This window comes from Frigoribacterium sp. CFBP 8751 (genome assembly GCF_014841545.1).
In the GTDB taxonomy this organism is placed as follows: domain Bacteria; phylum Actinomycetota; class Actinomycetes; order Actinomycetales; family Microbacteriaceae; genus Frigoribacterium.
Window position 1 is genome coordinate 172896 of sequence record NZ_JACYUB010000001.1, and the last position, 12685, is coordinate 185580.

The following is a 12685-nucleotide window of genomic DNA, read 5'->3' on the forward strand; positions in this document are numbered from 1 at the left end:
TCCACTGCTCGCGTCGGTGAAATCCGCCGATTCGAGTTCGCCGTCGTCGTGCTGTAGGCTTTACGACGGTCCGGGGGCTATAGCTCAGGCGGTTAGAGCGCTTCGCTGATAACGAAGAGGTCATAGGTTCAAGTCCTATTAGCCCCACGCAGTACCGGTCTCATCTCGAGTTCGTCTCACGACGCGCACAGGGTGAGATCGTGCTCGTTCCCCCGGTGACCGGGGGGCCGGGGCCTTAGCTCAGTTGGTAGAGCGCCTGCTTTGCAAGCAGGATGTCGGGAGTTCGATTCTCCCAGGCTCCACGATCGAATTGCCTTGCCCCTGTCCGCTGACGATGTCAGCTGACGGGGGCAATTCTCGTTCTGCGCTGTGTGCTGCGCCGCCGCCCCTGCGGCGCAGGGGGAAGCGTGCTGGCCGGGGGGCCCTCCGGGCCCGTGTCGGCTTCGCCGACGTGCGTGCAACGTTGGGCCTTAGGCAGTGTCTGTGCTGGTGCTGGTGCTGGTGCTGGGGCCGGATCAGCGTCGACTGCTGCAGCCGTCGGGGGCAGGGACGACGAAGGGCCCGCCTCCGGGGAGGCGGGCCCTTCGTGGGGGTGCGGAGACTACGCCTTGGCGTCGGCGTCGTCGTCGGCGACCCAGAGCTCGTCGTCGGCACGCAGCGTCTGCACGGCTGCGAACACCAGGGCACCGAGAGCGACGACGCCCACGCCGATCAGCAGGACGCCGCCCACGCCGGGGCCCGACTTCTGCTGGCGAGGCACGTACTTGGCTGCAGCCTTCTTGCCCTGCTTCTTGGCGTTCTTCACGGCCTTCTTGACCTTCGGGTCGTTCGCGAGGTCGAGGTTGCCGAGAGCCGACGAGAACGCCGGGTACACGTCGTGCTTCAGGCGGTCCTGAGCGACCGACGCGTAGTGCGAGCCGGTGGAGAGGCCCTGCGAGACCACGGGGCGGACGTTGGAGTCCACCGCGTGCTTGATCTGGGGGACGACCTTCTTGTTCGCGATCTTGACGGCGTCGTCGCGGTAGCCGCCGATGACCTTGCCGGCGTGGTCGATCACGCCGCGCTGTTCACCCCACACCGCCGCAGCGTGCTTCTTGAACTTCTTGAGTTCTTTCTTCTGCTTGCGTGACAGGGCCATGAACGTTCCTCCAACGAGTAGGCAGTGGAGCCAGAGTTGCTGGCCCGTCCCAGTGTGGCACGGAGGTTCCTGACAGGTCACGGAACGGTGCCTGGGGAGTCCCTGGTGCGTCGAGGTGGCTGTGGAAGAATGACGACATGTCAACGCACACCGCTGTCGCCACCCTGACCACCAACCACGGCACCATCAAGGTGAACCTCTTCGGCGACCACGCCCCGAAGACCGTCGCCAACTTCGTCGGCCTCGCCACCGGCACCAAAGAGTGGACCCACCCGGCCACCGGCAAGGTCAGCACCGACAAGCTCTACGACGGCGTCGTCTTCCACCGCATCATCAAGGACTTCATGCTCCAGGGCGGCGACCCGCTCGGCCAGGGCGTCGGCGGGCCCGGCTACCAGTTCGACGACGAGATCCACCCCGAGCTGAACTTCAACGCCCCCTACATCTTCGCGATGGCCAACGCCGGCACGCGCGGTGGCAAGGGAACCAACGGTTCGCAGTTCTTCATCACGACGGTCCCGACTCCGTGGCTGCAGGGCAAGCACACCATCTTCGGCGAGGTCGCCGACGACGAGTCGAAGAAGGTCGTCGACGCGATCGAAGCCGTCAAGACCGATGCGCGCGACAAGCCGCTCGAGGACGTGGTGCTCCAGAGCGTCACCGTCGACGAGGTCTAGGTGACCGATCCACACGATCGGTCGAACTACTGCTACCGCCACCCCGATCGGCAGAGCTTCGTCCTCTGCCAGCGGTGCGGTCGCACCATCTGCGGCGAGTGCCAGACGCCCGCCGCGGTGGGCGTGCACTGCCCGGAGTGCGTGAAGGAGGCGCGGGGCAACGCACCGCGCCTCCAACCGCAGGTCGTCGGCCGCGTCCGTAGCGCCTCCCGGCGTGGAGCTCCCGTCGTGACCTACGGCATCATGGCCGTGACCGTCGCGGTGTTCCTGTTGCAGCTCGTCACGGGGACGGGCAACGGCGTGGTCACCCGCGCCCTGGCCTTCTACCCGCCGCTCGAGATCGTGCAGCCCTGGCGTGCGGTGACGACGATGTTCGTCCACGGCAGCATCCTTCACGTCCTCTTCAACATGTACTCGCTGTACATCTTCGGGGCAGAGCTCGAACGACAGTTGGGGCGAGGTCGGTTCGCCGCCCTCTACTTCCTCTCGGGCATCGGTGGCTCGGCCGCGGTCGCCCTGCTGGCACCGGGCAGTTTCGTGGTCGGCGCCTCCGGGGCGATCTTCGGTCTGATGGCGGCGTTCTTCGTCATCGCCCGCAGCCTCGGCGGACGCAGCATCCAACTCCTGGTGCTCGTGGGCATCAACCTCGCGATCGGTTTCGTCGTGCCGGGCATCGCCTGGCAAGCCCACCTCGGGGGCATCGTCGTGGGCGGGGCCATCGCGTTCCTGTTCTCGAAGACACGGCACCGTTCCAAGCACGCCCTGCAGACCGCTGCACTCGTGGCGATCGGCCTGATCGTGGTCGTGGCGCTCCTGGCCAGATCGGCCCAACTCGCCGGGCTGATCTGACACGATCGGCCTGCGAACGACGAGAGGCGGCTCCCCATCGGGGAGCCGCCTCTTCTCGTCGGCCGACGCGATCTCACCTGCCCGAGTTATCCACAGGAAAGTTATCCACAGGGTTTCCCACAATGGGGATAGTTACAGGCGTGTAAGTTCGAAGGTGCGTTCTAGCGCCACCGGGTGGTCATCAAGAAGCCGATGAACATGATGCCGAAGCCGACCAAGATGTTCCACGAGCCGAGCGACGCCACCGGCAGGGTGCTCTGGCTGACGTAGAAGACCACGATCCAGGCGAGACCGACGAGCATGAAGCCGAACATGACCGGCTTGAACCACACGGGGTTCGGTGCGTCCTCTGCGGTGCGGGCGGGCTTCGTGCTGCGGTTCGTGTCTTTGGCCATGGCGCACAGTGTACCGTGAGGCCCTTTTGGGTCCTGGGAAGGCCGTCTCGGCCGTCCATGGGAACGGCCGGGTTCTCCACATGCTCTCCACACGTTGTCCACCGGTGGTCTCCGCCGTCTCCGGGGACCGGATGCCCGCCTAGAATCGAGTCATGACGGACCACGGGGGCGAGGCCATGATCTCGAGGCGCACGAGGCGTCGACCTCGTTCACGCGCCTCCTTCGTCAGCGTCCTCGGAGAACTGCTCATCACCGCCGGTGTGCTGGTGCTGCTCTTCATCGGGTGGCAGCAGTGGTTCAACGACCTCGTCGTGGCCGACGCCTACAAAGGCGACGCAGCACGACTGAGCGAACAGTTCGACCAGGTGGCGACGCCGGCACCCGAGCCGTCGAGCGACGGATCGTACGGCGAACCGCCCGTCGGGGCGGCGCCGGCAGAGGCCGAGACGTTCGCGAACTTCTACGTCCCACGGTTCGGCGCTGACTACGCCGTCCCGATCGCCGGGGGCACGAGCACCGTGCGCACCCTCAACAAGATCGGCATCGGTCACTACGACGAGACCCAGATGCCCGGTCAGGTCGGCAACTTCGGCATCGCCGCCCACCGGACCACCTACGGGGCGCCCTTCAACAAGATCGCCGACCTTCAAGAGGGCGACAAGATGTACGTCCAGACGCAGGACGGCTGGTTCACCTACTCGTTCCGCAACCTGCAGTACGTCCAGGCCACCCAGGTCTCCGTGCTGCAGCAGGTCCCCGACGCCCCCGACGTGTCGGCGACCTCGGGCGACCGCCTGATCACCCTGACCAGCTGCAACCCGATGTTCACCGCCCAAGAACGCATCGTCGCCTACGGTGTGTTCGACTCGTGGCAGCCGTTGTCGGCCGGTGCACCCGCCGAGCTCGCCGCTGCCGGAATCGGAGGCTGACCGTGTACTCCGCCCTCTGGCGCATCCTGCCCGGCCCCTGGTGGGTGAGGCTCGTGCTCGTGCTCGTCCTGATCGCCGCCGTGCTGTTCGCCCTCGTCGAGTGGGTCTTCCCCTACGTCAACGAACTCCTGCCCACCCCCGACGTCACCGTGGAGCAACCATGACGCGCATCCTGGTCCTCGACAACTACGACAGCTTCGTCTACACGCTGAATGGTTACCTCCAGCAGTTGGGGGCCGAGACGGACGTCGTGCGCAACGACGCCTTCGAGGCGGCCGACATCGCCGACCGCATCGCCGAGTACGACGCCGTGCTGCTCTCGCCCGGCCCGGGGACACCCGCGGCCGCCGGTGTCTCGATCGACGTCGTCCACGCCGCCCTGGCCGCTGACAAGCCGCTGCTGGGCGTCTGCCTCGGGCACCAGGCCATCGCCGAGGCCCTGGGGGCCACGGTCACCCATGCCGACGAACTGATGCACGGCAAGACGTCGGCCGTCGAGCACGACGACAGCGCGTTCTACGACGGGGTCCCTCAGCCCTTCACCGCGACGCGGTACCACTCGCTCGCGGTCGTGGACGAGACGGTGCCCGAGACGCTCGAGGTGACCTCGCGCACCACGGGTGGCGTCATCATGGGCCTGCGCCACCGCTCCGCGCCCGTGTACGGCGTGCAGTTCCACCCCGAGTCGGTGCTGACGCAGGGCGGCTACCAGATGATCGGCAACTGGTTGTCGTTCGCCGGCCTGCCGGAAGCGGCCGAGACGGCGAGAGGGCTCGATCCGCTCGTCGACCTGGGCTGACCGTCACGGTCTCTGCGTCGAACCGTCGGCACAGAACCGTCGGCAGGGTGCTCTCGCGTCGAACCCGCAGAGGGAAGTCTGGATCGCGAGGGGATCAGCCGGTGCAGATGCGGAGGGTGACGGCCGAGCCCGCAGCGACGTCGCCTGGCGGGACGCTCATGCCCGACACGGTCTCGCCGGTGCAGCCGGGGTCGGCCTGAGGGGTGACCGTCAGACCCAGCTGGTCACGGAGGGTCGTGATGGCCTCTTCGGAAGGCTGACGACTGACGTCGGGAAGCTGCACGAGGCCGTTGGACACCACGAGGTCGACATCCGAGCCGAGGGCGACCTGCGAGGCCGCCGCCGGATCCGACGAGAGCACGGAACCCTCGGGCACCGTGGGCGAGTAATCGGTGCTCTGCTGACCTCGTTCGAGACCGGCGTCGGTGACGGCCTGCCACGCGGCATCCACCGTCTGGCCGGTGACCGAGGGCATCGCGACGAGTTGCGGCCCGGACGAGACGGTCACCGTGACCGCGAACTCTTTCGGGACGGACGTGCCGGGCAGGGGATCGGTCGAGACGATGTCGCCGGCGTCGATGGTCGGGCTGCTGGCGTCGGCACGGACGACCGTCAGGCCCAGGTCGTCGAGGCGGGCGGACCCGGTCTCGAAGCTGACCCCGACGAGGTCGGGAATGCGAGACGACTGGGCGTTGTCGACCGTGGGCGGGGTGAGATTGACCACCCAGAAGACGACGGCCACGATGACGACGGCCACGAGCACGATGCCCGCCCAGATCCAGGCCACCGGAGGGCGGGTCTGCGTTCGCTGGGGTCGTCCCGTGTCGTCGGACTGGAGCTCTTTCAACGCGGCCTCGCTGCCGGCGCTCGAGTGCGGGTTGACGCCGAAGAGCGTGGAACCTGCGTCGACGGCATGCGGGCGGCGGGCCGGCGCGCGACCGGCACCGGCGGCCTCGAGGTCGTCACGGAACTCGGCGGCGCTCTGGAAGCGGTCGAAGCGGTCTTTGGTGAGCGCGTGCAGGACGACGGCGTCGAGCGCCGGACTGACGCCCCGCTCGACCGTGCTCGGCGGGACGGGGGGCTCGCTGACGTGACGGTAGGCGACCGCGACGGCGCTGTCGCCGGTGAAGGGCGGCTTGCCCGTGAGCAACTCGAAGAGCATGACGCCCGTCGAGTAGAGGTCGGTGCGGGCGTCGACGGTCTCACCGCGCGCCTGCTCGGGGCTGAAGTACTGGGCGGTGCCGAGGATCGCCGTGGTCTGCGCGACGGTGGCCGCGGAGTCGCTGATGGCTCGGGCGATGCCGAAGTCCATCACCTTGACCTGACCGGAGTTGGTCAGCATGACGTTGCCGGGTTTGATGTCGCGGTGCACCACACCCGCGCGGTGCGAGTACTCGAGGGCCGTCAGCACCCCTGCGGTGACCCGGACGGCCTCGTCGGGGTCGAGCGGACCCTCGGCGACGATGTCCTTGAGCAGACGCCCCTCGACGTACTCCATGACGATGAACGGGACGACCACGTCGAGCCCACGGCTGTCGCGGACGACCTCTTCGCCGGCGTCGAAGACCCGGACGATGGTCGGGTGCGCCATGCGGGCGGCGGCCTGGGCCTCTTGGCGGAACCTCGAGCGGAAGGCCGGATCGGTGGCGAGGCTGGGCTTCATCAGCTTGACGGCAATCTTGCGACCGAGCCGGGCGTCGGTGCCGACGTGGACGTCGGCCATGCCACCGCGGCCGATCAGGTCACCGATCTGGTACCGGTTGGCGAGGAGATGGATGCTCTCTCTCACACCTTCAGCCACGCCTGTTCTCCCAACGACCCACCCCTGTCTGGCGACACGGTCGGAGCCAGTGTACCGGGGCGGCCGCCCCCGGACTGGGTACGGGCCTAGGCCGCAGGGATGATTGTCAGGCCTTCGCGACCCCGGTCGACCGCACGACCGGGGTCACGAGGAACCTATTGCTGGTCGGGGCCTTCCGAGGGGCTCGGAGCGGGCGACGTGGCCGGCGCCGTCACGGTGACGGTGACGCCAGGAGACGGCTCGGACGCGATCTGACCGCAGTTGGCCACGTAGCTGACCGTGAGGTTTCCGGCGGCCGTGGCCGTCACCGTGAGGGAGGTCGCGTTCGCGCCGAGGCCGCCGGCCGACTGACCGGAGGTGTCGGTTCCGCCGGTGATCGTGTACGAGTACCCGGTGAGCGAGTAGCCGGTCGGGCACCCCGTGTAGGCGGGCCAGTTGATCGTGGCGGTCTGGCCGGCGGCGATCTGACCCGGCGTCGCCGTGGGCGTCGAGGGCTGGGCAGGGGTCGGGGCCGCGCGGTAGATGTAGATCGTCACCGAGGAGCCCTTCTCGAGGGCGCCCGTCGGGTCGATGCTGGCGACCGTGCCGACCTGGTCGGGGCTCGGAGCGCTCGATCCGGCGTCGGCCGAGTCGACCTGCAGGCCCAGCTCTTCGAGGGAGGCGCGGGCAGCGGCCTCGGTCAGCCCCACGTAGTCGCCCGAGGACACCGTCACGGATGTCGGGGTCGGGGTCGGCGTCGGAGTCGTCCGGGTCGGCGACGGCGTGCTGCTCGAGGTCGTCGGCGCGGGCGCCGGGTCGTCGGTGTTTCCCACCGCGAAGACGATGCCGACCACGAGGGCGATGACGGCCAGGACGGCCAGGACGATCAACGGCCAGAACCAGGGGCTGCGCTTCTTCTCGTCGGCGGGCTCGTCGTCGCCGTCGCGCAGGGCGTCGGGATCGGCCGAGCCGGCCACGTAGCCCGCGGCCGCACCACCCGCGGCGCTCTGGGCTCGGGTGGCCATCGGATCGAACAGCTGCGTCGTGGCGTCCTGGGCGTTGAAGGCCTGGGTCGCGGCGTCGGCGGGCGTGGCGGCTGCCGCACCGATCGCCGGCACGGCGACGGTCGCGGCGGCGACGTCGCCGCGACGGAGGGCGCGTGCCGCCTGGGCGAGGGCCGAGGCCGTCGCGGGCCGTTCTCCGGGCTTCTTGGCGATGCACGACAGGACGAGACGGCGCACGGGTTCGGAGACCGTCGACGGGAGATCGGGCGGCTGTTCGTTGATCTGCGCCATGGCGATGGCGACCTGGGACTCGCCCGTGAACGGGCGGCGACCGGCGAGGGCCTCGTAGGCGACGATGCCCAGCGAGTAGATGTCGGTGCTCGGGGACGCCGGGTGGCCGCTCGCCTGCTCGGGTGAGAGGTACTGCACGGTGCCCATGACCTGACCCGTGGCCGTCAGCGGCACCTGGTCGGCGATGCGTGCGATGCCGAAGTCGGTGATCTTCACCCGGCCGTCGGGGGTGACGAGCAGGTTGCCGGGCTTGATGTCGCGGTGCACGAGTCCGGCGGCGTGGGCGGCCTGCAGGGCCGACGCCGTCTGCGCGACGATGTCGAGGACCTTGTCGGTGGGCAGGACCCGATCGCGCTCGAGGACCGTCGACATGGCCTCGCCGGGGACGAGCTCCATCACCAGGTAGGCGCTGCCCTCTTCCTCGCCGTAGTCGAAGACGTTCGCGATGCCCTCGTGGTTGACGAGGGCCGCGTGGCGGGCCTCGGCGCGGAAGCGCTCGAGGAAGCCCGGATCGCCCAGGTACTCGTCCTTGAGGATCTTGATGGCGACCGTACGGCCGATGACGAGGTCGGTGGCTTCCCAGACCTCGCCCATGCCGCCGATGGCGACTCGGGTCGACAGCTGGTAACGCCCACCGAAGGTGACTCCGCCGGATGGTCTCATTTGTTCAGCACCGCCTCTAGTACTTTCTTCGCGATCGGTGACGCGACACTGTTGCCGAATGCGGACTGGCCCTGTCCGCCGCCGTTCTCGACGACGACGGCGACCGCGACCTCGGGGTCAGCAGCAGGCGCGAACCCGGTGAACCAGAGGGTGTACGGCTCGCCGGGGCCGTTCTCGGCCGTTCCTGTCTTGCCGGCGACGTCGACGCCGTCAATTCTTGCATTGCTCGCCGCACCGTTCGCGACGTCCTGCACCATCATGTCGGTCATCGTGGCCGCAGTCTGGGAGCTGATGGGCTTGCCGTACTCGGAGGGCGAGAAATCCTCGACCGGGCTCAGGTCGGGGTTCAGGACGCTCTCGATCAACGTCGGGTTCATCTCGGTGCCGCCGTTGGCGATGGCGGACGAGACCATGGCCATCTGCAGGGGCGTCACTCGGTCGGACCCCTGCCCGAACGACTGGAGCATGAGGGTGGCGTCGTTGATGGCCTGGCCCTTGGAGTCCTCGATGGGGAACTGGCTCGGCGTGACGGCCTGGGGGACGCCGATCGACTCGTCGCCGAAGCCGAACTTCTCGGCCTGCTCTTGCAGGGCCTTCGCCCCGAGGGCCTGACCGAGCTGGGCCATAGGGATGTTGCACGACAGGCGGAGGGCCGTCGCGATCGTCGCCGTCTCACCGCCGCCGCAGCTTCCGCCCTCGGCGTTGTTGATGTTCGTGCTGGTGCCGGGCAGCGTCAGCGTCGACGGGTTGGGGAACGCGCTGTCGGGCGTGTAGTCACCGCTCTCGAGCGCCGCCGCCGTCGTGATCAGCTTGAAGGTCGATCCCGGCGCGTAGAGGTCGCCCTGGATCGCCCGGTTCTGCAGCGGGGCCGAGGGGTCGGCGATCAACGAGTCGTAGGCGTCGGTGACGGTCTGGCGGTCGTGGCTGGCGAGCGGGTTGGGGTCGTAGCTGGGCTTCGAGACCATGGCGAGGATCTTGCCGGTCTTCGGGTCCATCGCGACGACCGAGCCGGAGTTCGAGCCGAGCGCGTCGTACGCGGCCTGCTGCACCGTGGGGTCGAGGGTGAGGTTGACCGTGGCGCCCTCGGGGTCCTGACCCGTGAGCAGCGAGTTGACCTGGTCGAAGAACTGCGAGTTCGCGTTGCCCGTGAGGTACCGGTTCATGGCGTCCTCGATGCCCCGGGACCCCTGGCCCAGCGTGTAGTAGCCGGCGACGGGTGCGTAGAGGTCGGGCTGCGAGTACGTGCGCTGGAACTCGTACTGGTCGTCGACGGGGGTCGACTGCGCGATCGCCTGGCCGCCGACCAGGATGGGGCCGCGCTGGGCCGAGTAGCTGGCGAGCAGCGCCCGCGAGTTGCGGGCGTCGGCGTTCAGCGCGTCGGCCTGGAACGCCGTGATGTAGGTCGTCGAGAGGAAGAGCGCGACGAACATGGCGAGCACCACGTAGCTCACGCGTCGGAGTTCTTTGTTCATCAGCCGATCACCAGCCTCGGTTGGTTGCGCACGGAGTCGGACAGTCGCAGCAGCAGGGCCACGATGATCCAGTTGGCCACGAGCGACGAACCGCCCGCGGCGAGGAAGGGAGCGGTGAGGCCCGTGAGCGGGATCACCCTCGTCACGCCACCCATGACCACGAAGACCTGCAGGGCCACGACGAACGCGACGCCGACCCCGAGCATGCGACCGAAGTCGTCCTGACCCACGAAGCCGATGCGGAACCCGCGGGAGACGAGCAGGAGGTAGAGCGCCAGGATGGCGAAGAGCCCGGTGAGGCCGAGTTCTTCACCGAGGGATGCGAAGATGTAGTCGCTCTCGGCGAGCGGTGTGGTCTGCGGACGGCCCTGACCGAGCCCCGTGCCGATCAGTCCGCCGTTCGCCAGGCCGAACAGGCCTTGGACGAGCTGGAACGACCCGCCGACGGCGTCGTACTCGGACTGGGCGAAGGGGTTGAGCCAGGCGGCGAAACGGCCCTGCACGTACCCCAGGAAGGTGCTGGCGATCAGGGCCCCTCCGAGGAAGAGGCCGACGCCGAGCACGATCCAGCTCGCGCGCCCCGTGCCCACGTAGATCATGACGAGGAACAGCCCGAAGTAGAGCAACGAGGTGCCGAGGTCGCGCTGGAAGATCAGGACGCCCATGGCGACGAGCCAGACGATGAGGATCGGCCCGAGGTCGCGCGGCCGCGGGAACCGCATGCCCAGGATCTTCGGCCCCATGAGCGAGAGGTTGTCGCGGGCGGTGACGAGGTAGCCGGCGAAGAAGATCGCCAGCGTGATCTTGGCGATCTCACCCGGCTGGAACGAGAACGGGCCGATGTCGATCCACACGCGGGCGTTCAGCCCCTCGCGGCCGATGCCCGGCAGGAGGGGCAGCAGCAGCAGCACGATCGACACGAACATCGCGATGTAGCGGTACCGCGACAGCACCCGGTAGTTGCGGATCACGAGCAGCACGGCGAGGGCGATCACCATCGCGAGGACGGTCCAGACCATCTGCTTGATGCCCAGCGCGCCCCAGCCCTCACGCCCCTCGGCCAGGTCGAGGCGGTAGATCATCGCGATGCCGATGCCGTTCAGGGTGACGGCGATCGGCATGACGAACGGGTCGGCCTCGCGGGCGACGACCCGCAGGACGACGTGGAAGATCAGGGCCAGGCCCAGCACCATCGAGCCGGCGATCAGCACGGTCGGGTCGACCTCGCCGGTCGCACCGAGCTGGACCAGCACCATCGCTCCGGCGGCGACGCCGCAGGCGATCAGCAGCATGAGCAGTTCGAGGTTGCGGAGGCGCGCGGGTTCGCGCAGGCGCAGCGAGATCGCCTGCGTCATGTTCGTGGGACGCGACGCCTTCGCGGACGGCTTGCGCGCGCCTCCTACGCGACCGATGACCTCGGTCGCGTCACCACCGGGTGCGTCAGGGGTTGCTGGCATCGGCCAACCTCTCGACGATGGCCCGGGCGTCCGCGAGGGAACCGGCGTTGATGGTGTCTTCGACGGTGGTCTGCGTGTAGTTCGGCAGGTCGTCGACCTGGACGTCGGTGGTCTCGTAGACGCTCGAGAGGCCGATGGGCCCGAGGCTCTGTTGCACGCCCTTGTAGATGACGACCGTGCCCCGCTCTTCGCCCACGTAGTAGTGGTCTTGCGTCCACTGGTAGGTCAGCACGAGCCCGGCGACGAGCGCGGCGATCGCGACGACGAGGGCGGTCAGCCAGGTGATGCGGCGACGGCGACGGCGACGTTTGTCTTCGGCGATGAGCTCGGCGAGGTACTCGTCGCTCTCGGGCTCGAAGTGGCTGTCTTCCGGCGTCGTGGCGACCTTGAGCGGGTGCAGCAGGATCGTCGGCAGACGGAGCTGCTTGCGCCCGGCGTCGCTGTCGAAGCTGAGGGGTGCGGCGGCCGACCCGACCGTGACGGGTTCGTCGAGTGCCGAGTCGCCCGACTCGTCGACGTCGACGATGACGACGGTCACGTTGTCGGGGGCGCCGTGGTCGAGGGTCTCCTTCACGAGGCGCCGGGCCGTCTGCTCGGCGTCGAGACCCATGGCCATGGCCTTCTTGATGCGCTCCTCGGCGAGGTAGCTGCTGAGGCCGTCCGAGCAGATCAGCCAGCGGTCGCCGGGCTGCGTGCCGAGGGTGGCCGTGTCGATCTCGGGTGCCGCGTCGACGTCGCCGAGCACGCGCATCAGCACGCTGCGTCGGGGGTGGACCGCCGCTTCTTCGGGCGTGATGCGTCCGCTGTCGACCAGGCGCTGCACGAAGGTGTGGTCGGCGGTGATCTGGCTGAGCTCGCCCTCGCGGAACAGGTAGATGCGCGAGTCGCCGATGTGGGCGATCGCCATGCTGTCACCGACGCGCAGCATGGCGCTGACGGTGGTGCCCATGCCGGTGAGCTCCTGGTGTTCGAAGACGGTCTCGGCCAGCAACTGGTTCGCGGCGATCAACGACGACTGCAGCGCGAACTCGGCGTCACCCGGCGAGGTGTAGACGCGGTCGGTCTCGCGGATCCGTCGGATCGCGATGGCCGAGGCCACGTCGCCGCCCGCGTGCCCGCCCATGCCGTCGGCGACGACGAAGAGTTGCGTGCCGGCGTAGCCGCTGTCTTGGTTGTTGGACCGGATCTTGCCCACGTTGGACAGAGCGGCACTCTTGGCGTGCGTCGTCAT

The 12685-nt window shown here is 68.5% G+C and carries 12 protein-coding genes and 2 tRNA genes; 7 read left to right on the forward strand and 7 right to left on the reverse strand.

All coding sequences use genetic code 11. The features are described from left to right. The first annotated feature begins 73 nt into the window (after positions 1-73). Both IFT88_RS00865 and IFT88_RS00870 read left to right on the forward strand, forming a co-directional pair. Positions 74-147, forward strand: a tRNA-Ile gene (locus IFT88_RS00865). Between the two features lie 82 nt (positions 148-229). Further along, positions 230-302, forward strand: a tRNA-Ala gene (locus tag IFT88_RS00870). Positions 303-601: 299 nt separating this feature from the next. On the opposite strand, the gene IFT88_RS00875 is transcribed toward IFT88_RS00870, so the two are convergent. After that, positions 602-1138 (reverse strand): hypothetical protein, encoded by a 537-nt coding sequence (locus IFT88_RS00875; RefSeq protein ID WP_192118378.1) that lies wholly within the window; start codon positions 1136-1138, stop codon positions 602-604. A 137-nt stretch (positions 1139-1275) separates the two neighbouring features. On the opposite strand from IFT88_RS00875, the gene IFT88_RS00880 reads away from it, so the two are divergent. Further along, on the forward strand, positions 1276-1815 hold the full coding sequence (locus tag IFT88_RS00880; protein WP_043595292.1) for a peptidylprolyl isomerase: 540 nt from the start codon (positions 1276-1278) through the stop codon (positions 1813-1815). After that, positions 1816-2664 carry a rhomboid family intramembrane serine protease gene (locus IFT88_RS00885; RefSeq protein WP_137846894.1) on the forward strand — a complete coding sequence of 283 codons (849 nt, stop codon included), beginning with the start codon at positions 1816-1818 and terminating at the stop codon, positions 2662-2664. It abuts the gene before it with no gap. A gap of 161 nt (positions 2665-2825) precedes the next feature. Here IFT88_RS00885 and IFT88_RS00890 read toward each other — a convergent pair whose 3' ends face one another. Further along, positions 2826-3059, reverse strand: a complete 234-nt coding sequence (locus IFT88_RS00890; protein ID WP_043595289.1) for a cell division protein CrgA — start codon at positions 3057-3059, stop codon at positions 2826-2828. 152 nt (positions 3060-3211) lie between these two features. On the opposite strand from IFT88_RS00890, the gene IFT88_RS00895 reads away from it, so the two are divergent. From IFT88_RS00895 to IFT88_RS00905, 3 genes are read left to right on the forward strand one after another with little or no spacing between them, the layout of a single operon-like run. Next, positions 3212-3988, forward strand: a complete 777-nt coding sequence (locus tag IFT88_RS00895) for a class E sortase (RefSeq protein ID WP_082452533.1) — start codon at positions 3212-3214, stop codon at positions 3986-3988. Between the two features lie 2 nt (positions 3989-3990). Then, on the forward strand, positions 3991-4152 hold the full coding sequence (locus IFT88_RS00900) for a hypothetical protein (RefSeq protein ID WP_043595285.1): 162 nt from the start codon (positions 3991-3993) through the stop codon (positions 4150-4152). Further along, complete coding sequence (locus tag IFT88_RS00905) at positions 4149-4787, forward strand: anthranilate synthase component II (protein WP_192118379.1); 639 nt, start codon at positions 4149-4151, stop codon at positions 4785-4787. Before IFT88_RS00900 ends, IFT88_RS00905 begins: the two co-directional genes overlap by 4 nt. A 94-nt stretch (positions 4788-4881) precedes the next feature. Here IFT88_RS00905 and pknB read toward each other — a convergent pair whose 3' ends face one another. The 5 genes from pknB to IFT88_RS00930 all read right to left on the reverse strand — a co-directional run bounded on the left by pknB (position 4882) and on the right by IFT88_RS00930 (position 12685). Beyond that, the gene (gene pknB, locus IFT88_RS00910; RefSeq protein ID WP_192118380.1) at positions 4882-6588 is read right to left on the reverse strand and encodes a Stk1 family PASTA domain-containing Ser/Thr kinase; all 1707 of its coding nucleotides are present in this window, start codon (positions 6586-6588) and stop codon (positions 4882-4884) included. A 155-nt stretch (positions 6589-6743) separates the two neighbouring features. Then, entirely contained in the window at positions 6744-8525 is a 1782-nt protein-coding gene (locus IFT88_RS00915; RefSeq protein ID WP_043595281.1) for a protein kinase domain-containing protein, read from the reverse strand. Beyond that, positions 8522-9997: a peptidoglycan D,D-transpeptidase FtsI family protein gene (locus IFT88_RS00920; RefSeq protein WP_192118383.1), complete on the reverse strand. Its 1476-nt coding sequence runs from the start codon at positions 9995-9997 to the stop codon at positions 8522-8524. The genes IFT88_RS00915 and IFT88_RS00920 overlap by 4 nt, the downstream gene beginning before the upstream one ends. Then, positions 9997-11352 (reverse strand): FtsW/RodA/SpoVE family cell cycle protein, encoded by a 1356-nt coding sequence (locus IFT88_RS00925; RefSeq protein WP_043595278.1) that lies wholly within the window; start codon positions 11350-11352, stop codon positions 9997-9999. Before IFT88_RS00925 ends, IFT88_RS00920 begins: the two co-directional genes overlap by 1 nt. Positions 11353-11437: 85 nt before the next feature. Then, the gene (locus tag IFT88_RS00930; RefSeq protein ID WP_043595276.1) at positions 11438-12685 is read right to left on the reverse strand and encodes a PP2C family protein-serine/threonine phosphatase; all 1248 of its coding nucleotides are present in this window, start codon (positions 12683-12685) and stop codon (positions 11438-11440) included.